Annotated in this window: 17 protein-coding genes; 8 read left to right on the forward strand and 9 right to left on the reverse strand. The window is 72.1% G+C overall.

Annotation, left to right across the window (positions count from 1 at the left end; genetic code table 11):
• Positions 1 to 53 precede the first annotated feature (53 nt).
• Positions 54 to 650 (forward strand): P-loop NTPase family protein, encoded by a 597-nt coding sequence (locus FHS29_RS12515; protein WP_184690738.1) that lies wholly within the window; start codon positions 54 to 56, stop codon positions 648 to 650.
• Positions 647 to 1,333, forward strand: coding sequence for a Rossmann-fold NAD(P)-binding domain-containing protein (locus tag FHS29_RS12520; protein WP_184690739.1), 687 nt, complete (start codon positions 647 to 649; stop codon positions 1,331 to 1,333). Before FHS29_RS12515 ends, FHS29_RS12520 begins: the two co-directional genes overlap by 4 nt.
• On the opposite strand, the gene FHS29_RS12525 is transcribed toward FHS29_RS12520, so the two are convergent.
• The 5 genes from FHS29_RS12525 to FHS29_RS12545 all read right to left on the reverse strand — a co-directional run bounded on the left by FHS29_RS12525 (position 1,330) and on the right by FHS29_RS12545 (position 6,799).
• On the reverse strand, positions 1,330 to 1,926 hold the full coding sequence (locus FHS29_RS12525) for a TetR/AcrR family transcriptional regulator (RefSeq protein ID WP_184690740.1): 597 nt from the start codon (positions 1,924 to 1,926) through the stop codon (positions 1,330 to 1,332). The two genes, FHS29_RS12520 and FHS29_RS12525, sit on opposite strands and share 4 nt — an antisense overlap.
• On the reverse strand, positions 1,923 to 3,818 hold the full coding sequence (locus FHS29_RS12530) for a YhgE/Pip domain-containing protein (protein WP_184690741.1): 1,896 nt from the start codon (positions 3,816 to 3,818) through the stop codon (positions 1,923 to 1,925). Before FHS29_RS12530 ends, FHS29_RS12525 begins: the two co-directional genes overlap by 4 nt.
• Positions 3,815 to 4,807, reverse strand: a complete 993-nt coding sequence (locus FHS29_RS12535) for a P-loop NTPase family protein (protein ID WP_184690742.1) — start codon at positions 4,805 to 4,807, stop codon at positions 3,815 to 3,817. The genes FHS29_RS12530 and FHS29_RS12535 overlap by 4 nt, the downstream gene beginning before the upstream one ends.
• A gap of 120 nt (positions 4,808 to 4,927) precedes the next feature.
• Positions 4,928 to 5,959, reverse strand: a complete 1,032-nt coding sequence (locus FHS29_RS12540) for a GNAT family N-acetyltransferase (RefSeq protein WP_184690743.1) — start codon at positions 5,957 to 5,959, stop codon at positions 4,928 to 4,930.
• 9 nt (positions 5,960 to 5,968) lie between these two features.
• Positions 5,969 to 6,799, reverse strand: a complete 831-nt coding sequence (locus tag FHS29_RS12545; protein ID WP_184690744.1) for a class I SAM-dependent methyltransferase — start codon at positions 6,797 to 6,799, stop codon at positions 5,969 to 5,971.
• 203 nt (positions 6,800 to 7,002) lie between these two features.
• Here FHS29_RS12545 and rpsA point away from each other — a divergent pair, with 203 nt between their 5' ends.
• From rpsA to coaE, 3 genes are all read left to right on the forward strand, one after another.
• On the forward strand, positions 7,003 to 8,508 hold the full coding sequence (gene rpsA / locus FHS29_RS12550) for a 30S ribosomal protein S1 (protein WP_184690745.1): 1,506 nt from the start codon (positions 7,003 to 7,005) through the stop codon (positions 8,506 to 8,508).
• A 271-nt stretch (positions 8,509 to 8,779) separates the two neighbouring features.
• Complete coding sequence (locus FHS29_RS12555) at positions 8,780 to 9,289, forward strand: hypothetical protein (protein WP_184690746.1); 510 nt, start codon at positions 8,780 to 8,782, stop codon at positions 9,287 to 9,289.
• Between the two features lie 379 nt (positions 9,290 to 9,668).
• On the forward strand, positions 9,669 to 10,838 hold the full coding sequence (coaE, locus tag FHS29_RS12560) for a dephospho-CoA kinase (RefSeq protein WP_184690747.1): 1,170 nt from the start codon (positions 9,669 to 9,671) through the stop codon (positions 10,836 to 10,838).
• On the opposite strand, the gene FHS29_RS12565 is transcribed toward coaE, so the two are convergent.
• Both FHS29_RS12565 and FHS29_RS12570 read right to left on the reverse strand, forming a co-directional pair.
• Positions 10,814 to 11,332, reverse strand: coding sequence for a ribonuclease FAU-1 family protein (locus FHS29_RS12565; protein ID WP_184690748.1), 519 nt, complete (start codon positions 11,330 to 11,332; stop codon positions 10,814 to 10,816). The genes coaE and FHS29_RS12565 overlap by 25 nt on opposite strands.
• A 136-nt stretch (positions 11,333 to 11,468) precedes the next feature.
• A complete protein-coding gene (locus tag FHS29_RS12570) occupies positions 11,469 to 11,981 on the reverse strand; it encodes a ribonuclease FAU-1 family protein (RefSeq protein WP_184690883.1) in 513 nt (170 codons plus the stop codon).
• A 111-nt stretch (positions 11,982 to 12,092) separates the two neighbouring features.
• Between FHS29_RS12570 and FHS29_RS12575 the strand changes: the two genes are divergently transcribed.
• From FHS29_RS12575 to FHS29_RS12585, 3 genes are all read left to right on the forward strand, one after another.
• Positions 12,093 to 13,409 carry a DUF5685 family protein gene (locus tag FHS29_RS12575; protein ID WP_184690749.1) on the forward strand — a complete coding sequence of 439 codons (1,317 nt, stop codon included), beginning with the start codon at positions 12,093 to 12,095 and terminating at the stop codon, positions 13,407 to 13,409.
• Between the two features lie 57 nt (positions 13,410 to 13,466).
• Positions 13,467 to 15,623, forward strand: coding sequence for an excinuclease ABC subunit UvrB (uvrB, locus tag FHS29_RS12580; RefSeq protein WP_312864885.1), 2,157 nt, complete (start codon positions 13,467 to 13,469; stop codon positions 15,621 to 15,623).
• A gap of 366 nt (positions 15,624 to 15,989) precedes the next feature.
• The gene (locus tag FHS29_RS12585) at positions 15,990 to 16,340 is read left to right on the forward strand and encodes an MmcQ/YjbR family DNA-binding protein (protein ID WP_184690750.1); all 351 of its coding nucleotides are present in this window, start codon (positions 15,990 to 15,992) and stop codon (positions 16,338 to 16,340) included.
• A gap of 123 nt (positions 16,341 to 16,463) precedes the next feature.
• Here the strand turns inward: FHS29_RS12585 and FHS29_RS12590 are convergent, their stop codons facing one another.
• Complete coding sequence (locus tag FHS29_RS12590; RefSeq protein ID WP_184690751.1) at positions 16,464 to 17,414, reverse strand: DUF2705 family protein; 951 nt, start codon at positions 17,412 to 17,414, stop codon at positions 16,464 to 16,466.
• The gene (locus FHS29_RS12595; RefSeq protein WP_184690752.1) at positions 17,411 to 20,266 is read right to left on the reverse strand and encodes an alpha/beta fold hydrolase; all 2,856 of its coding nucleotides are present in this window, start codon (positions 20,264 to 20,266) and stop codon (positions 17,411 to 17,413) included. The genes FHS29_RS12590 and FHS29_RS12595 overlap by 4 nt, the downstream gene beginning before the upstream one ends.
• Positions 20,267 to 20,325 lie beyond the last annotated feature (59 nt).

A 20,325-nucleotide genomic window follows, 5' to 3' on the forward strand; every position in this document is an offset into this window, starting at 1 on the left:
CGGACCCGCGTCGACGGCTAGTGGCGGTACCCGGCCTCGGTTAACCTTCGGGGGTGCCGCTGTTAGGACCGACCGACGAGTTGCCGCACTCGCCGAAACGGGTGCTGGTCGCGGGCACCTCCGGTGCGGGAAAATCGACGATGGCCGGCTGCGTCGCCGATGTGCTCGGATTGTCCTATGTGGAGATGGATTCGCTGTTCCACGGTCCACAGTGGACCCCTCGGCCCGAGTTCGAGGCCGACGTGCGCGAACTGGTGAAGCGCGAGACGTGGGCGACCGAATGGCAGTACACGTTGGCCCGTCCGCTGCTGCTGGCCCGGGCGGACACGCTGATCTGGCTGGACCACGCCAAGCACACCGTGCTGCGCCGGGTGGTGGTGCGCACCGTGGTCCGCCGGGTGCGGCGGGTGCAGTTGTGGAACGGAAACACCGAGCCGCCCCTGCGGACGGTGTTCACCGACCGGGAGCACCTGCTGCGCTGGGCGTGGAAGTCGCACGGGCGCACCCGGGACCGGATCGCGGCGGTGCTGGCGGGCGAGCACGGTTCCCGACTGGCGGTGGTGCGGCTGCGCGGGCAGCGTGAGGTGGACCAGTGGCGCGCCGGGCCTCTCCGGCGTGCGGCGGAGCGCGGCGAGGAGTCGGTGCGATGAATGGGCGGACAGCGCTAGTGCTCGGTGGTACCGGCATGTTGAAGGGCTGCGCGGACGACCTGTTGGCGCAGGGCTGGCAGGTGGTGCTGCCGTCCCGCAGGCCGCCGAGGGCGGGCATGGCGGCTCGGGCGGCCCTGGGTGGACGCGGCCATGTGCCGCAGCAGAACGTGTCGCGGGACGAGTCGCGAAACGTGTCGCGGGACGGGGCGCAAAGCAGGTCGCGGGACGGGGCGCGAGATGATTCCTCGGACGCATCGCGAAACGTGTCGCCGACCGGTGCGAAGTGGGTGCGGGCCGACTGGGCGCGGCCGGAGGAGCTGGCCGAGTCGGTGCGCGACGCGCTGGCCGCCCCGGCGGACCTGCTGGTGGCCTGGGTGCACCTGAGCTACCGCGTCCCGGTCCTGCGCGCGGTGGCGCCGCTGCTCGCCCCGCACGCCCCCGTGGTCGAGGTGCACGACAGCGGCGGGATCAGCTCCCGCCACGGCGTCCCGGACCCGATCCTGCCCGGCCACCCCACCCAGCAGGTGGTGCTCGGCTTCGTCCGGCACGGCGGCGCCATGCGCTGGCTCAGCCACGAGGAGACGTCCGTGGGCGTCCTGGACGCCGTGCACCGCGCACTGGAGGGCAAGCCGCCGTCCGTGCTCCAGGTCGGCGAGGTCGACACCTGGGCGGTGCGCTCCTAGAGCGCCGGCCGCAACCCCCGGACCAGCAGCAGCACCGCTTCCCGCACGTCGGCCAACGACCGTTCGGGCTGGAACACCTGCCAGTCCAGCGCGACCACCAGCAGCGTGCCGAACAGCGCCGCCGACGCCGTCCCCACCTGCACGCCCTCCGGCAGCCGGCCCTCGTCGGACAGCCGCTGCATCTGGCCGCGCACGATGGACACGATGTCGTCGCGCAGCAGGCTCAGCGTGCCGTGCCACTGGCCCGGCGTCCGCCACAGCTCGCTGACCAGCAGCTGCCCGAACGCGGGGTACTCGGCGAAGAACCCGAGCATCCCGTCCACCAGCGACTCCATCGCCTGCTCGGTCTCCGCCTCGCCCTCGGCGACCCGCAGCCGTGCCGCCAGCAGCTCCACCCCGTGCCGCAGCAGCGCGTCCACCAGGGCGTCCTTGCTGGCGAAGTTGTAGTAGACGGTGCCCTTGGCGACCCCGGCCTCGGCGGCGATCTCGTCCACCGTCACGCCAGCCGCGCCGCGTTCACCGACCAGCTTCAGCGCGGCGTCGAACAGCTTCTGCTTGGTGGCGGCGGTGCGACCGGGGCGGGTGCCGGTCACAGCACCAGCTCGGGCTTGAGGCGCGACGGAGTCCACACCCGCTGCTTGTACGCGGCGAACGTCGCCAAGGCAAGGGATCCGACCAGGTAGGCGAGCAGGATCAGGGCGTCCTTCCCGACGCTGCCCAGCGGTCCGCCGTACATCAGGTGCCGCAGCCCGTCGACCGCGTAGCCCATCGGCAGGCCGTAGTGCAGCGGGTACAGCGGCACCGGGATGGTCTGCCACGGGAACGTGCCGCCCGCGCTGACCAGCTGGAGGATCAGCAGCACCAGCCCGATGAACTTGCCGACCGCGCCGAACATCGCGTTCAGCGCGTGCAGCACCGCCACGAACGCCGCCGACGTCAGCAGCAGGAACCCGAGCGTCCCCAGCGGGTGCGTGGGCCGGATGTCGACCACCAGCGCGACCACCGAGAACATGATCACGACCTGCGCCGCACCCAGCAGCACACCCGGCAGCCAGCCGCCCAGGGCGACCCGCAGCGCGTTCTGCCCGGCCGCCAGGCCCCGCCGCGACAGCGGCTTGAGCAGCAGGAACAGCACGAACGCGCCGATCCAGGTGGCCAACCCGAGGAAGAACGGCGCGAGGCCCGCCCCGTAGCTGCCCGCCGAGGTCTGGCTGACGCCGTGCACGTTCACCGGGTCGCCGATGGTGTTGGCGGTGGACTCGCGGGTCGGGTCGTCCGGGTTGGGTATCTGCGCCACGCCCGCGTTCAGGCCGTCGCGGAGCTGGTTCGCGCCGTCCACGAGCTGCTGTTCACCGTCCCGCAGCGTCGTCGCACCGTCGCGGAGCTGCGCGTTGCCCGTCGCGACCTGCGTCGCGCCGTCGGTGAGCTGGATGATCGCGTCGGTCAGGGCCGGCGTGGACGCGGCGAGCTGCGCCGCGCCGTCGGACACCTGCTTGGCCCCGGTGGCGAGGGCGCGCAGCTGACCGGCCGTGCCCTGCACCTTGGCGTTCGCGTCGTCCACCGGGGCGCGGGCGTCGGTCAGCGCCCGCATGACCCGCTGCACCTGCTCCTCGGTGAACCCGGCGGCGCGCAGGTGGTTGGCCACGTCGCCGTTGAACTGGTCCAGCCGGCCGGCCAGGGTCTGCGCCTTGGCCGCGTAGTCCTCGGCGGTCCGGGCGACGGTCTCGTTGCCGTCCGAGACCTGCTTCGCGCCGTCCGCGAGCTGCTGGGACTTCACCGGCAGGTCCTTGGTCCGGTCCCGGAGCTGCCGCAACCCGTCCGCCAACTGCGCCGCGCCGTCGGCCAGCGGTGTCGCGCCGTCCACCAGCTGCTGGCTGCCGGTCAGCGCCTCCTGCTGGCCGGTGGCGAGCTTGGTGGCCCCGTCGGCGGCCTCCACCGTCTTCTGGCGGATGGTGGAGAAGCCGAGCAGCAGCTTGTCCGCCGCCTCCGCCCCGACCTTGACCGACACCGACCGGCGCACCTCGGCGACGACCTGGTTCGCGATCGTGGAGCCGAGGTAGTTGTTGGCGTCGTTCGTGGTCAGCATGATCACGCCCTGGCGGGGGGTGAAGTCGCCGGAGGACAGCAGGGCCTGGGAGAAGTCCTCGGGCAGGGTCAGCGCGAACGTGTAGGTGCCGTTGCGCACGCCCTCCTCGGCCTTCGCGGCGTCCACGCGCTGCCAGTCGAACCGCTTGCCGGAGATCAGCTCGGTGGCCACGTCCTCGCCCGCGTGCTTGGCCGTGCCGTCGCTCGCGGTCGCGCCCTTGTCCTCCACGACGAGCGCGGCGGGGACCTGGTCGAGGTTCTGGTACGGGTCCTTGTTGGCGTACAGGTAGAGGGCCGCGTACAGCAGGGGGACCAGCGCCAGGGCCACGACGGCGAGCTTGGGCAGCGTCCCGGAGGTGATGCGGCGCAGTTCGTTGAACGCCATCCGCAGGGCGGTCACGAGGTCTCCTCGGGGTCTTCGGGGGTGGCCGGGAGCGCGTCGGTCCGGGCGGGTGCTCCTGCGGGTGGTTCTGCGTGTGCTCTGGCGGGTCGTGCCGCGGGTCGTTCCGCGGGTCGTGCCGCAGCGCTGGGCGGGCCGGGTGGCGGTGCGAGGTCGCTCCGGGTGGGCGGCTCCGCGGGTGGTTCCGCGGCGGCGGGTCGGCTGCGTGGCACCGTGGGGGCGGCCGAGTCGGGCCTCGTGAGGTCGGTCAGGGTGGGTGCGTCGGCGAGCCCGACCGGTTTGGCGGGCGCCGGGAGGGGCGCGAACGTCGCGACCGTGGCGGTGCCCGCGAGTTCGGCGGCGTGGCGTCCTGCGTGGTGTTCGGCGCCGTCGACCTCGGCGGCCGTGTTGTCCGAGCCGAGCTGTGCGGCGGGCACGTCCAGCGCGGCGGCGGAGGTGGAAGTGCACAGCACGACCACGGAGAGCTCCGGCGTCACGTGTTCGCGTGCGAGCCGCCACCAGGCCGAGGGGTCGCCGTGGTAGCGGTCGGGGGTGTCCAGGATCAGGGCTCGGGCGCCGGGGCGGCCCGCGGCGAGTTCCAGCATCAGCCCGCACCGGACGTCGGCCGGCACGTACTCGAAGCGCGTGTCGAGGTACTCGTCCACGCCGCGCGCGACCAGCCAGTCGGCCACCGCCTTGCGGCTGCTGCGCCGGCCGTTCATGGCGAGTTCCTCGCCGACCACGCCGGCCAGCGACAGTGAAGCCTCCGGCTCGCTCACGTCGGGGGAGTCCACCAGCACGACGTGTTGGCGCAGCACCGTGGCGGACGGCGTGACGGTTCCGGTGCTCGGGCGCAGCCGCCCGGACAGCGCCAGCCCGAACGCGGTGTGCCCCGCCCCCGGCGGGCCCGCCACCAGCACCAACTCGCCCGGCGGCACGCGCAGGCCGGTCGGCTTGAGCAGCGGGCCGTGCGGCCCGGTGACGCCGACGCGCTGGGCGTGGATCTCCACGTCGGAACCCCTTCTTTGAACTGACCGGTCAGTTCAAATAGTGGCCCAGCCGGGTGCCGCCCGCAACCGGAGCGGCTGTGATCCCGCACGACAGCCGGTGGTGACGGCCTGTGCGACGGCCTAGCGCAGCGCTCCCGCCGGGCGGACCTCCCAGACGGTCCACAGAGGACGGTAACCCTGCCGGGGCCAGAACACCGAGGAGAGCGGGTTCGGCGGGTTGTAGTAGAGGTAGGTGCCGACCGTGCCCAGCCGGTGCAGCTCGCGGTGCGCGTGCGCCATGAGCCGCTGCCCGATCCCGCCGCCGCGGGCGCCGGGGAGGACCGACACGCAGTTCACGTAGCCCCAGCGGCCGGTGGGTAAGCGGGTCGACGTCCAGTTGCCGGGCTCGGAGGTGACCAGCGCGCACTCGGCCAGGGCGACCGCGATGCCGTCCCGCTCGGCCAGCCACGCCGGACCGCCCGCGGCCAGGCGTTCGGCCAGGGTGCGGCGCTTGAGCCCGGCGGCTTCCGGGCGGTCGACGGTGGAGCCGACCATGGCGGAGTAGCGCAGCTCGGCCAGGGCCAGGTTGAGCACGCTGTCCACGTCGGCGGGGGTGGCCCGGCGGATCACCAGCGCGCCCGGGACCGGCGGTGTGTTCCGGACGGGCGGTGTGTTCGGGACCGGCGAGGTGTTCGGGACGGGCGGTGTGTTCGGGATCGGCGGGGTGTCGGTGACCTGCGGTCGGCGGGGGCCGGGCACGGGCGGGTGCCGGCGCACGGCGATCACCGACAGCGGCACCAGGCCGTGGTCCAGCAGCGCCCGGGTGGCCTCCGCGTCCCGGCTCGGCCAGGTCAGCACGCACGCCGAGTCCCGCTCGGCGGGCCCCACCCGGTCCATCCGCCCCCGCCACGCGCGCAGCAGCGCGTCCATCCCCGCCGCACCCGCCGCCCCGAGCAGCGGCGTCAGCTCCCACACCTCGGTCGCCGACCACAGCCGGGCCGCCGACATCCGGTCGTGCACCTGCCGCTGGAGCACCCCGGCCACCCGCGAGCCGTCCGGCAGCGCCGCGGTGATCACGTCCCCGTCCGGCGGCGGGGCCATCGCGGGCAGCAACGGGTCCAGGCACGCGAAGCGGGTGCCCTGGGCTTCCACCAGTCCCCGACTGACGGTCATACCCGCAGGTTACGGCTTGCGTGTCCGCAGAATCGCGGTGCCGGGGAACAGCCGCCCGCGCAGCGGGCTCCACTGGCCCCACGTCCGGGTGTGCCCGGCGGGCCACTCGGGTTCCACCACGTCGACCAGCTCCAGCCCCGCGCCGACCAGCGCGCGGACGTAGTCGCCCAGCGTGCGGTGGTGCTCGACGTAGGTCGCCCGGCCGCTGTCGTCCACCTCCACGTAAGGCGTGCGGTCGAAGTACGACTGGGTCACGGTCAGGCCGTTCGGCCCGGGGTCGTCCGGAAAGATCCACCGGATCGGGTGAGTCACGGAGAACACCCAGGGCGCGCCCGGCCGCAGCACCCGGGCCACCTCGCGGAACACCTCGCCGACGTCGGCCACGAACGGCACCGCGCCGAACGCCGAGCACGCGGCGTCGAACGAGCCGTCCGCGAACGGCAGCTGGTCCGCGCTGGCCTGCACCAGGGGCACGTCGATGCCGGTGTCCGCGTTGGCCGCCACGGCGTGCCGCAGCATCCCGGCGGAGATGTCGAACGCGACCGCGCGCGCACCCCGGGACGCCAGCCACCGGGCGCACGGAGCGGAACCGCAGCCAATCTCCAGCACCCGCCGGTCGCGGACGTCGCCGAGGAAGCGGGCGTCCTCCTCGCGCACCCCCTCCGGGCACCAGACGAAGTCCGCCGAGCCCAGGAACGCCCCGTGCTCGGCGTGGTAGTCGTCCGCGTCGGCGTCCCACCAGATCCGGTTCGCGGCCCGCGACTCGGCCGCGTCGGCCCCCCGCTTGGCGATGCCGGTGGTGCCGAGCGCCAGTTCCGCGCTCGCGTGCTGGTCGGACACACTGCTCCTTCAGGGTTACCCGCCGGGGTACCGGTTTGCCCGGTGGTCGCCGAGCCGCGTACGATACCGCCCGCGTAGTGGGTTCGCGCTGCCCAGGATCGGTATGCACGTCACGGGATCGGTCGTCGGGGGAAGCCTTGCCTCCCGCGCAGCGTTGCACCCAAGGTCAGACAACCCCAATCCGTACCGGAGCCACCTACCTAATGTCCACCGACACCACCACTGTCCCGGCTGTCAAAGCGCCGAAGCAGATCGCTATCAACGATATCGGGACGGAGGAGGACTTCCTCGCCGCCATCGACAAGACCATCAAGTACTTCAACGATGGCGATATCGTCGAGGGCACCATCGTCAAGGTCGACCGGGACGAGGTCCTGCTCGACATCGGCTACAAGACCGAGGGCGTCATCCCCTCGCGCGAGTTGTCGATCAAGCATGACGTCGACCCCAACGAGGTTGTGAAGGTCGGTGACGAGGTCGAGGCCCTTGTGCTCCAGAAGGAGGACAAGGAAGGTCGGCTGATCCTCTCCAAGAAGCGCGCTCAGTACGAGCGCGCCTGGGGCACCATCGAGGCCCTCAAGGAGAAGGACGAGCCCGTCAAGGGCACGGTCATCGAGGTCGTCAAGGGCGGCCTCATCCTGGACATCGGCCTGCGCGGCTTCCTCCCCGCCTCGCTGGTGGAGATGCGGCGCGTCCGCGACCTCCAGCCGTACGTCGGCCGCGAGCTCGAAGCCAAGATCATCGAGCTGGACAAGAACCGCAACAACGTGGTCCTGTCCCGCCGCGCGTGGCTGGAGCAGACCCAGTCCGAGGTCCGCAGCGAGTTCCTCAACCAGCTGCAGAAGGGCCAGGTCCGCAAGGGCGTCGTGTCCTCCATCGTCAACTTCGGTGCCTTCGTGGACCTGGGTGGCGTGGACGGCCTGGTGCACGTCTCGGAGCTGTCCTGGAAGCACATCGACCACCCGTCCGAGGTCGTCGAGGTCGGCCAGGAGGTCACGGTCGAGGTCCTGGACGTCGACATGGAGCGCGAGCGCGTCTCGCTGTCCCTGAAGGCGACCCAGGAAGACCCGTGGCGCCAGTTCGCCCGGACCCACGCGATCGGCCAGATCGTGCCGGGCAAGGTCACCAAGCTGGTTCCGTTCGGCGCGTTCGTCCGGGTGGACGAGGGCATCGAGGGCCTGGTCCACATCTCCGAGCTGGCCGAGCGCCACGTGGAGATCCCGGAGCAGGTCGTCCAGGTCGGCGACGACGTGATGGTCAAGGTCATCGACATCGACCTGGACCGCCGCCGGATCTCGCTGTCGCTCAAGCAGGCCAACGAGGGCTTCACGGTCGACTCCGAGTTCGACCCGACCCAGTACGGCATGGCCGCCGAGTACGACGACCAGGGCAACTACATCTACCCCGAGGGCTTCGACCCGGAGACCCAGGAGTGGCAGGAAGGCTTCGACAAGCAGCGGGAGGAGTGGGAGCGGCAGTACGCCGAGGCCCACACCCGCTACGAGGCCCACATGAAGCAGGTCGCGAAGGCGGCGGCGGCCGAGGAAGAGGCGGCGGGGGAGACCAACTACTCCTCCGGCGGCGAAGCCCCGGCGGCGGCGGCCGGCGGCGGCAGCAGCAGCACCGGTGCCCCGGCCCAGGCCGGCGGCACCCTGGCCAGCGACGAGCAGCTGGCCGCGCTCCGCGAGAAGCTGTCGGGCGGCGCGTGACACCGCGTGCTTGACCGCTGAGGTCCGTCGGGCCTCGTGAAGAGGCCCGCTGGGCTTCGTGAAGACAGGGCGACGGCCCCGCACCGGTTCAGGTGCGGGGCCGTCGTCGTGTGCCGAGTGCGAGGTGCGGGGCGTCGTCTTGCGCTAAATTGAGAGGTCTATGGGCGCGCGAAGTCGGCTCGGGGCAACGGTGTTGGCCGCGATGGCGGTCCTTTCGGGATGCTCGTCGGAGAAGCCCCCACCGGCTCCGCCGCCCCAGATCCCGACCATCATGGCGCCCACCTCGGCGGTGCGGACGCCGGTGATGGTGGATCGCGAGCTGCCCGACGACTGCGAGTTCATCGTGCCGGTGGACGTGGTGAACCAGCGGGTCGGCCGTGAGTTGCAGGGCGAGCTGAAGCAGATCATCGGGATCCCGGAGCCGTCGCTGGGACGCACCAAGAAGATCGACTGCTACTACGACGTGGGCGACCGTCAGTCGTTCGACTCCGCCCCGTTGATCATCGGGCTGGCCGCGTACTCGGACGAGGGTGCGGCCAAGGAGAGGGTCACGGAGAGCGTGAGCGCCGAGCGGGAGGCGGGCGGCTCGGTGGCCGAGGTCGACGTGGGGAAGCAGAAGGGGTTCCTGGTCAGCACGGCGGGTGAGCGGTTGCTCATCGGGTCGTTGGGGAAGACGACGTTCGTGGCTCGGGCGAAGGTCGGGTTCGTGCCGGACGACCAGATGACCGGGGTGCTGGCTGCGCTGGCTGCGCAGTCGATGACGCCGATCGAAGGGACTTGAGGGGCCGGCGCGTGAAGCGCGGTAGGAGTGGTAGCAGCGGTGAGAGCGTGAAAAGCGGGCGCTCGCCGCTGGGCAGGCCTCCGGGGGGAAGGGCGTCGTGTTCTCCCGTATGGCCTGCCGGAGGCAACCACACTCGTCAAGGGGTATCGACGGGGGCGGGTGCGGTGCGGGGGTGTCGTCGATACCCCTTGACAAGCGCGGTTGGGCTGCGCCCAGGCCATACGGGAGAACACGAGGCCAGGGGTCTGCGCCGGCGCGCACGGGAGGCGCAGAGCCTGCGCCGGCGCGTACGGGCGTCGAAGCGGTAGGGCGAGGCAGAGCGGCGAGGGGGCGGGCGTCCGGGCGGCAGGGGGGCGAAGCGGCGGGGCAGACTGAGGGCATGTTGCGCGTGGGCCTCTCGGGGGGCATCGGGTCGGGGAAGTCGACGGTCGCGGGGCGGCTCGCCGAGCACGGGGCGGTGGTGATCGACGCCGATCGGCTGGCGCGTGAGGTCGTCGCGCCCGGTTCGGAGGGGCTCCGGGAGATCGAAGAGGCGTTCGGTCCCGGGGTGCTGGATGCGGACGGGGCGCTTGATCGGGCCGCGCTGGCTGCGAAGGTCTTCAGCGACGACGAGGCGCGCCTGACGCTCAACGGCATCACGCACCCGAAGATCGCGGCGCGCACGGCGGAGTTGGTCGCGGCTGCGCCGGAGGACGCGGTGGTCGTGCACGACGTCCCGCTGCTGGTGGAGAACGGGCTCGCGCCGATGTACCACCTGGTGTTGATCGTGCACGCCGAGGTCGGGCAGCGGGTCGAGCGGCTCGTCGGGCGGGGGTTGGACGAGCGGGACGCGCGCAGTCGGATCGCGAAGCAGGCGGGGGACGAGCAGCGGCGGCAGGTGGCCGATGTCTGGTTGGACAACTCCGGCACGCCTGATCGGGTGTTGGCCGAGGTCGACGGGTTGTGGGCGGATCGGCTGGTGCCGTACGAGGCGAACGTCCGTCTTCGGCGGTACGCCTCCGGGCCGCCGAAGGTGGTGCCCTACGACCCGACCTGGCCCGAGCAGGCGGCGCGGGTCGGCAGGCGGATCGAGTTGGCGGGTGGGGGACGTCGGGTCGAGCACATCGGGTCGACCTCGATTCCGGGACTCGCCGCCAAGGACGTGCTCGACTTCCAGCTCGGGGTGCGGTCGCTGGACGAGGCGGACGGGATCGCCGAGGCCCTGACCCAGGCCGGTTTCCCGTCGCTCGGGGCCGGCGAGGACTCGGTGAAGTACGGCGCCCCGGAGGACTGGCGGAAGCGGTTGCACGCCGGAGCTGATCCGAAGCGGCGGGTCAACCTGCACGTTCGCGTCGAAGGCGGGCCGGCTTGGGAGTGGGCGCTCCGGTTCCGGGACTGGCTGCGGGCCGACGGGCAGGCCCGTGGCGAGTACGAGGCGCTGAAGCTCGAACTCTCCCGTCGGCACGCCGGGGATGTCGACGGCTTCGCCTACGGGGAGTCCAAGGAGCTCTGGATGACGGCCGCGGTGGCGCGGATGGCCGCTTTCTACAGGGACGGCCAGACGTCGTAGATGCCCCGGTGGGTCAGCCAGGCACCGAGGTCGTGGCGGTGCAGGCTGACCTCCTCCAACGTCCGGTGCACGGTGCGCAGGGCCTGGTCGGCGTCGTCCGGCCCCAGCACCCGGCCTGCCACCGCCGCGGCGAACTCCTCCGAGCGCACGATCCGCGCCGTGGTCCCGCCGGGGACGGCCAGGCCGAGCAGCAGGTCGGTGGTGCGCCAGGAGCGCCCGTCACGCTGCACGCGCACCGCCGTGAGGACGCTCGGGCCGCTGCGGGCGTGGCGTGAGCGGGGGCGGTGGTGGGTGAGCCGGAGACCGAGGTCCGGCATCAACCAGGTGACCTCCGAATCGGAGAACGGGTCTTCCGGGGTGGGGCATTCCAACCGGAGGCCCCAGCGCTCCACCCGGCACGCCGTCAGGTATCGGGACGTGCCCGAAGAGTAGCTCCGAACTGCACTGACGGTGTCGACCACGTCGACCAGCTGAGGTGTGATGACCGCTCCCACGCGACCCGAGGGTAGCCGTAAGTGTGCGGGCGGTAACACTGCGGGTCGATTTGTTACATCACGGTCTGTGGTGTAGGAGGTCTCTATCCGGTGACGGACTCGGATGGCGGTTGACCGTTCAGTGTCACCCTTTGTATTACCGCCGGCGCCAGGTGGTGACCGTGCCCTGGGCCGCCAGCCAGCGCACCGCATCGTGCCCGTGGGCCGCGATGCCGGCCACCGCCCGGTACGTGGTCTCCAGCGCCCACTGGGCCCGGTGCGGCTGGATGAGGCCCCGGTCCAGAGCCGCCAGCAGCTCGTCGGTGTCCAGCACGGTGACGCTGCGGCCGGTGCGCACGATCAGGTCCAGGTACAGGTCCACCGTCTTCCACACCGGCCCGCTGGAGCTGATCTCCACCACGTCCAGGTACAGGTCGTAGTCGCGTTCCTGACCGGGGTGCCACGACTGGCGGGTGACGCGCAGGCCGTGGTCGGGCAGCAGCCACGACTCGAAGTGGGACAGCTGCGAGTGGCCGGGCACCGGGCGGAACATGTAGAGGCCGTGCCGGGTCAGCCGGTACTCGTCGACCCCGCGCAGGTGGCCCTTCGGGTCCGTGTTGCTCTTCGCGTCGAGGTCGAAGTACTCGATCTTCGGCGGGTGGATGTGCATCTGGGACGTCCCTGCCGCGCTCCGCGTCACGATGCGCACCCTATGCACCGCTACCCGCCGAACACCCGTGTCTGTCACCCGAATGTAGGATGATCGCTTAGTCTTCCGGCCATGTTCGGGATCATCCGGCCTTGCCGCAACCGATTGGGCGCGGACCTGCGCGCATCGTGGCTGGCGCACTTGTGCGGCCTGTGCCTGGCGCTGCGCGACGACCACGGCCACCTGGCCCGGCTCGTCACCAACTACGACGGACTGGTCATCTCCGCTCTGGTGGAGGCCCAGACGAGTCGTTCGCGGCGTGCTGCGGGGCCGTGCGCGTTGCGCGGCATGAAGTCCGCCGACGTGGCCGTGGGTGCGGGCGCGCGGCTGGCGGCGGCGGTCTCCCTGGTGTTGGCGTCGGCGAAGGTCGGCGACCACGTGGACGACCGCGACGGGGCGTTCTCGCGCGCGCCCGTGCGCGGACTTGGACGTCAGGTGGCCCGGCGGTGGGCCGACCAGGCCGCGGAAACGGGCGCTGACCTGGGGTTCGACACGGCGGTGCTGGTCGCGGCCGTGCGGCGGCAGGCGGAGGTCGAGGCGGCGGCCGGGCTCGGCAGCTCCGTCCTGCTGGTCACGGAGCCGACCGAGACGGCCAGTGGTGAGGCCGTCGCGCAGACCGCCGTGCTGGCGGGACGTCCGGGGAACGTCGCTCCGCTGCGCGAGGTGGGGCGCTTGTTCGGGCGGTTGGCGCACCTGTTGGACGCCGTGGAGGACCTCGACGAGGACCGGGCCTCGGGCGCCTGGAACCCGCTGGAGGCCACCGGGACCTCGTTGGCCGAGGCACGGCGGTTGTGCGACGACGCGGCGCTGGGGATCAAGCTGGCGTTGCGCGAGGTGGAGTTCGTCGACGGGCGGCTGGTGCACGCGCTGTTGGTGCACGAGGTGCAGGAGTCGATCCGACGGGCGTTCGGCGAGCCTCACGCGCACGGGCCCCGGGGTTCCGGGGCGCAGCCGCCGTCAGGGCACGGGCCGAGGGACACGCCGCCCGGGTGGCACCCTCAGCCCGGTATGTACCCGCCCGCGCAGCACCCGTACGGCAGCGTGCCGCCGCCTGGTCCGGTGCCGCCCGCCGGCGCTCACGGGGGCGGGGGCGACGGGCCGCCGCCACGTCCGACCAAGTGGGACAGGAACGGCAAGCAGCCCGGTCCTGGTGGCGGGCTGTGGTGCTGGCCGAAGCTGGTCCACCCGCCGCGCGGGCGCGGGCTGCTCCTGGGCTGCCTGGCGGTGCTCTACCAGTGCGGCACCTGCCAGTACTGCTGCCGCGACCCGTTCCCCGGTCCGTTCAGCGGCCAGTGGCACGAGGGGAACTGCGACTGCGGCGGAGACTGCGGCTGCGGCTCCGGCCGGGGCGACGGTGGTTGTGACTGCTGTTGCGGCTGTGACTGCTGAGGCCCTCCGACCTGGACCGATCGAAGAGTGTCGTACCCGGGGCGTACCGTCGTTCCCGTGGCTTTCCCAACCGAGATCCCGGTCAAGGCGCACTCGGCGCACCGCCCCGTCGGCGACATCCCCCGCACCGACGGGCAGTTCCGCGTGGTCAGCGACTACCAGCCCGCCGGTGACCAGCCGGCCGCGATCGCCGAACTCGAACGCCGCATCAAGGCGGGCGAGAAGGACGTCGTGCTGCTGGGCGCGACCGGCACCGGCAAGTCGGCCACCACGGCGTGGCTGGTGGAGAAGCTGCAACGCCCGACCCTCGTGATGGCGCCGAACAAGACGCTGGCCGCGCAGCTGGCGAACGAGCTGAAGGAGTTCTTCCCCGACAACGCGGTGGAGTACTTCGTCAGCTACTACGACTACTACCAGCCCGAGGCGTACATCCCGCAGACGGACACCTACATCGAGAAGGACTCCTCGATCAACGAGGACGTCGAGCGGCTGCGCCACTCGGCCACCATGAGCCTGCTGACCAGGCGGGACGTCATCGTGGTGGCGTCCGTGTCGTGCATCTACGGCCTGGGCACACCGCAGTCCTACCTGGACCGCTCCATCCAGCTGGAGGTCGGCGGCGAGGTCGACCGCGACCTGCTGCTGCGCGCCCTGGTGGACGTCCAGTACGCCCGCAACGACGTGGCGTTCAACCGGGGCACCTTCCGGGTGCGCGGCGACACGGTGGAGATCATCCCGGCGTACGAGGAGCTGGCGCTGCGCGTCGAGTTCTTCGGCGACGAGATCGACAAGCTGTACTACCTGCACCCGCTCACCGGCGACGTGATCAAGGAAGTGGACGAGCTCCGCATCTTCCCGGCGACGCACTACGTGGCCGGCCCGGAGCGGATGGAGAGGGCCATCCAGAACATCGAGGCGGAGCTGGCCGACCAGCTGGCGAGGATGGAGCGGCAGGGCAAGCTGCTGGAGGCGCAGCGGCTGCGCATGCGCACCTCGTACGACATCGAGATGATGCGCCAGGTCGGCTTCTGCTCGGGCATCGAGAACTACTCGCGGCACATCGACGACCGGGCCGCCGGCACCGCGCCCGCCACCCTGATCGACTACTTCCCGGACGACTTCCTGCTGGTCATCGACGAGTCGCACGTGACGGTGCCGCAGATCGGCGGCATGTACGAGGGCGACGCGTCCCGCAAGCGCAACCTGGTGGAGCACGGCTTCCGGCTGCCCAGCGCGCTCGACAACCGGCCGCTGACCTGGGAGGAGTTCGCCGACCGGATCGGTCAGACGGTCTACCTGTCGGCGACGCCCGGCCCGTACGAGATGGGCCAGGCGGGCGGCGAGTTCGTGGAGCAGGTCATCCGCCCGACCGGCCTGGTCGACCCGCAGGTGGTCGTCAAGCCGACCGAGGGCCAGATCGACGACCTGGTGCACGAGATCCGGGCGCGGGCCGAGCGCGACGAGCGCGTCCTGGTGACCACGCTGACCAAGAAGATGTCCGAGGACCTCACCGACTACCTGCTGGAACTCGGCATCCGGGTCCGCTACCTGCACTCCGAGGTGGACACCCTGCGCCGGGTCGAGCTGCTGCGCCAGCTGCGGCTGGGCGAGTACGACGTGCTGATCGGCATCAACCTGCTCCGCGAGGGCCTGGACCTGCCCGAGGTGTCGCTGGTGTCGATCCTGGACGCGGACAAGGAGGGCTTCCTCCGGTCCGGCACGAGCCTCATCCAGACCATCGGCCGTGCCGCCCGCAACGTGTCGGGCGAGGTCCACATGTACGCGGACCGCATCACCGACTCGATGCGGCACGCGATCGACGAGACGAACCGCAGGCGGGCCAAGCAGGTCGCCTACAACGAGGAACGCGGCCTGGACCCGCAGCCGCTGCGCAAGAAGATCACCGACATCCTGGAGCAGGTCTACGCCGAGGCCGAGGACGCCATCGAGCCCGGCGGCTCGGGTCGCAACGCGTCGCGCGGCAAGAAGCCGACCGGCGACCCCGGCGCGAGCGGTCGCAGCTCGGGCGTGCTGGCCGAGCGCGACACCGGCACCATGGCCCGGTCGGAGCTGGCCGACCTGGTCCAGCAGCTGACCGACCAGATGATGAACGCGGCGCGGGAACTCCAGTTCGAACTCGCGGCCCGGCTGCGCGACGAGATCCAGGACCTGAAGAAGGAACTCCGGGGGATGGACGCCGCCGGCGTGAAGTGATCCCGGCGGGCGCCGGGGTCGGTCAGCCCTGCGGACGGCGGGCCGGCTAGCCCTGCCGGTGGCCGGTGTCGGAGTCGGCTGAGTGCGGCGGGGTGCCGGCCGGTCCTGCGGGTGGCTGGCGTCGGAGTCGGCCAGTCCGGCGGGCGCCGGGGTCGGCCGGCCCCGTGAGCGGCCGGCGTCGGGTGAAGGCCGACGTTCCCCGCGACCGGCCCCGGTGCTGTCGAAGCGCTGGGGCTGTCCGCTGTCCCGGACCGGGTGCTGCCGGGTCGCGGGCCATCGTCCCCCGGCGCGTCGGTCAGGCCGGTCGGGGAGGGTGCGGGTGAGCGGGCCGGGTTTTGTCGGTGTGCCGGTTTAGCGTGTGCGGCTATGACGCTCGACGAGGTGATCGCGTACTGCCTGGCCAAGGCCGGGGCGGAGGAGAGCTATCCGTGGGGTGACGAGGAGCTGGTGTGCAAGGTGGGCGGGAAGGCGTTCGCGTTCATCGGGCTGTCCGGGCAGGCGGTCGGCGTGAAGTGCGGGGTGAACGCCGAGGAAGCGGCCGAGTGGCGTGACCGCTTCCCGGACGACATCACGGTCAGCGCCTACATCGGCCGCTACGGGTGGAACCGGGTGCAGTTGGGCGGTGGCGTGCCCGCCGACGACGTGCGGGAGCTGCTCGACCGGTCCTATGACGCGGTCGTCGCCAAGTTGCCGAAGTCGAAGAAACCCCGGCCCTGACCTCCGGAGCGACGGACACCTCCCGGCCCGCGAAGTCGCTCGCGTGCCGGGAGGTGTCCGAGATCCACGACCGGGAACCTGGTGGCCCACCGGGAGCGGCAAGCGCTCCCGGTGGGCCGGTCCTCAGCTGGTGATGTCCTTGCGGGCGAACTTGCGGGCCGCGAGGAGCGTGAAGAACGCGCCGTAGGCCAGTGCCGAGAACGTCCCGCGGGCCATCTGCGACCAGTCCACGTCGGACGACAGCAGGTCCGCCCACGCCAGCGCGTAGTGCGTGGGCAGGTAGTCCCGCAGGTCCTCCAGCGCGGTGATCTGGTCCAGGATCTGCGACAGGATCGACGCCAGCACCGCACCGCCGACCGCGCCCAGCGGCGCGTCCGTGGACACCGACAGGTACAGCGCGAGCCCCGCCACCCAGAACAGGTGGACGGAGATGTAGCAGACCGCCAGCGCCACGCCGTACACGCCGGAGCCGAACGACGCCGCCTCACCGGTCGGGCTGACCGCCTCGCCCGCCCCGTACCAGATCACACCCACCAACAGCGCCACGGCGGGCAGCAGGACCAGCGCGAACACCGACAGCAGCCCGGACGCCAGCGCCTTCTTGCGCAGCAGCCGGTGCCGCGGGACAGGTGCCGCCAGCAAGTACTTCAAGCTCGACCAGGACGCCTCGGAGGCGATGGTGTCGCCGAAGAACAGCGCCACGATCATCGGCAGCAGGAAGCTCCCGCTCACGAACAGCGTGAGGATCACGAAGTTCACGCCGCTGGCCGTGGCCAGGTCGACGAACCCGCCGGACCGCCGGTTCGGCGACGCCTGCCCCAGCTCGAACGCCACCACCAGGATGAACGGCAGCAGCACCAGGAAGCCCAGCACCAGCTGGGTCCGCCGGCGGCGCAGCTGCCGGGCCAGCTCCACCCGGATCGGCAGCGTCCGCCCCGCCCGGTAGCCGACCTTCGAGCCGTCCGGCGCGACCGACGAGTTCTCGTGCGCGGCCGCGTCGGTCAGGTCGGAGATCGCCGACGGATCGGTGTGCACGCCGCCCGTGTCGTGGGCACCCGCACCTGAGGTCTTCATTCGCCCACCAACTCCAGGAACGCGTCTTCCAGTCGGCGGCGCGGACCGGCCTGGTCCACCGCCACCCCGGCCTTCACCAACGCCTGCAACGCCTCGGCGCGCGGGGTGCCGTTGAGGCTGGCGTGCACCTGCTCGCCGTCCACCGCCACGCCGTGCACGCCGACCAGCCCGCGCAGCACGGTGGCCGCCTCCTCGGGCTGGTCGACCCGGAAGCTGGCCTCGCCGCTGCCCGTCGCGATCTCCTCCACCGGACCGGCCGCGACCAGGGTGCCCTTGTGCATCACCACGACGTGGCTGCACGTCTGCTCGACCTCGGCGAGCAGGTGCGAGGACACCAGCACGGTGCGCCCGGCCGCCGCGTAGCGCCGCAGGACCTCGCGCATCTGGTGGATCTGGGGCGGGTCGAGCCCGTTGGTCGGCTCGTCGAGCACCAGCAGGTCCGGCAGGCCGAGCATGGCCTGCGCGATCGCCAGCCGCTGCCGCATGCCCTGGCTGTACGTGCGCACCCGGCGGTGCACCGCGTCGCCCAGGCCCGCGATCTCCAGCGCCTCGTCGAAGTGCGCCTGCTCCGCCGGGCGGCCGGTCGCCGCCCAGTACAGCCGCAGGTTCGCGTGGCCGGACAGGTGCGGCAGGAAGCCCGAGCCCTCCACGAACGAACCGATGCGGGACAGCACGGGCGCGCCGGAGCTGATCCGGTGGCCGAACACCCGGATCTCGCCCTCGGACGGCGTGATCAGGCCCATCAGCATCCGCAGCGTGGTGGTCTTGCCCGCGCCGTTGGGCCCGAGCAGACCCAGCACCTGGCCGTGCTCCACCCGGAACGACAGGTCCTTCACCGCGGTCAGCCCGCCGGGGTAGGACTTGGTCAGGCCGGAGATCACCAGCGGCACGCCGGCCAGGTCCGGGTCGACGTCGGCGGCCAGCCGGCGGCGGAACCACGCCACCACCGCCGCGATCAGGCACACGATCAGCACGATCGCGATGCCCCACAACGCCTCGGTCGGCACGTCGCTGGTGGCGTTCACGCCCGCCACGACCGGCACCGACAGGTCCGGCGAGGCCAGCGAGATCCGGTACGCGGTGGGCTGCGCGGCGTTCGCGTACGCCTGGTCGGTGGTGGACACCACGAGCTGCAGCCGGTGGTCGCTCTCCACCGGGCGCACCGCGCCGGGCAGCGTCACCGTCACGTCGACCGGTGTGCCGTCGGCGGGCAGGTTCCGGATGCGGATCGGCGCGACCGCCGAGCCGGGCAGCGTGCGCACGCCGTTGGCGTCCGCGTCGTAGAGCTTGGCGAACAGCACCGCGCCCTCGGCGGGCACCGGCTGGCCGGGCACCGCCGCCACCCTCAGCCGTGCGGTGGACGCGCCGGTCAGCAGCACCTGCGAGGTGAACGGCTCGCTGGCGAACACCGCGGCCTGGCCCGGCAGGTCGATCGACAGCCGCGACGAGATCGAACTGGACCGGGACAGGGCCGAGCCGAGGCCGGGCAGGCTGCTCACCGCCGCCGGGTTGCCGCCCGCCGGGTTGACCACCGTCTGCTCGCGGTCGGCCAGTGCGACGGCCCGGCGCTCGACCGGGTCGCCGCCGGGCAGCCCGGGGTAGTGCGGTGCGATCACGTTGCGCAGCGACGGCGACCCGCTGCTGCGGAACGCGCCGACCACGGTGTACTCGAAGCCGACCCCCGGATCGCTGCCCTTGCCGTCCAGGTGGAACGCCATCCAGTCGGCGATCCTCCCGCGCAGGTCCGGGCCGGGCGACCCGCCGTCGTGGCCGCCGGAGTACCAGACCACCTTGACCTTCGCGCCGTTCGCGGCGATCTGGCGGGCGTTGGCGTCGGCCTGGTCCAGGCCGAACAGGGTGTCCTGCTCGCCCTGCACGATCATCGTCGGCTGGGTGATCCGGTTGGTCACCGTCGCGGGCGAGGAGCGGCGCAGCACCTCCAGGGTGCGCGCGCTCGCCTGGCCGGTGGTCGCGACGTCGGTGTACGCGGCGCACACGTCGGCCTGGAACCGGCCGCACGCGCCGTTGACCGGGCCGGACGGGCGCGGCGCACCCTGCTGCTGGGGCGCGGTGTTGGCCGCCGACGCGTCGTTCAGCGCCTGGCCGTCGTTGTCCTGGCCCGGCTCCTGCGCCTCCTGGCCGGGACCGGCCAGGTCGCCGCCGGACAGCCCGGCGGAGAAGAAGATGCCCGCCCAGGACCGCTTGAACACGCCGTCCTCGGCGAACGCGCCCGGCGACGGCGAGGTGGTGTCCACCGGGTCCGTGCGGGCGGCGTTCGGCAGCAGCGCCTGACCCAGGTCGTTGAACGTGATGACCGGCGCGATGGTGTCCACCCGGCGGTCCACGCCCGCGAGCGACAGCGCCAGGGCGCCGCCGTAGGACCCGCCGGTCACGCCGACCCGCGGGTCGCCCGCCGCGTCGGTGCGCACCTCCTCGCGGGTGGCCAGCCAGTCCAGCAGCTTCTGCGCGTCGCGGACCTCGTGGTCCAGCGAGTTCAGCGCGATCTGGCCGGAGCTGCGGCCGAAGCCGCGCGCCGAGTAGGCCAGCACGACGAACCCGCGCTGGGCCAGCTCGGTCGCCTGGGTGGCCACGCTGTCCTTGCTGCCGCCGAAGCCGTGGGGCAGCAGGACGGCCGGTGCGGGAGTGCGTTCGGGCAGGTAGAGCGTGGTGTCGAGTTGGATCGCCCGGTCGCTGTCCGGGCTCTCCGGGACGTCGATCACCGCGTCGCGCTTGGTCACCGGGGGCGGGTCGTCGCCCTGCCGCGCCCAGACCACGACGGCGCCCACCAGGGCGACCAGCACGACCAGCGCGGGGAGCGACCACCTGCCGCGGAAGCGGGAGGAGAGGGCCACCTTGTTGACCTTAGGCGGAGTTCGGCGCGGAGGCCGGGTTTGCTGAGAACACGGGGTGA

Source organism: Saccharothrix tamanrassetensis (assembly GCF_014203665.1).
In the GTDB taxonomy this organism is placed as follows: domain Bacteria; phylum Actinomycetota; class Actinomycetes; order Mycobacteriales; family Pseudonocardiaceae; genus Actinosynnema; species Actinosynnema tamanrassetense.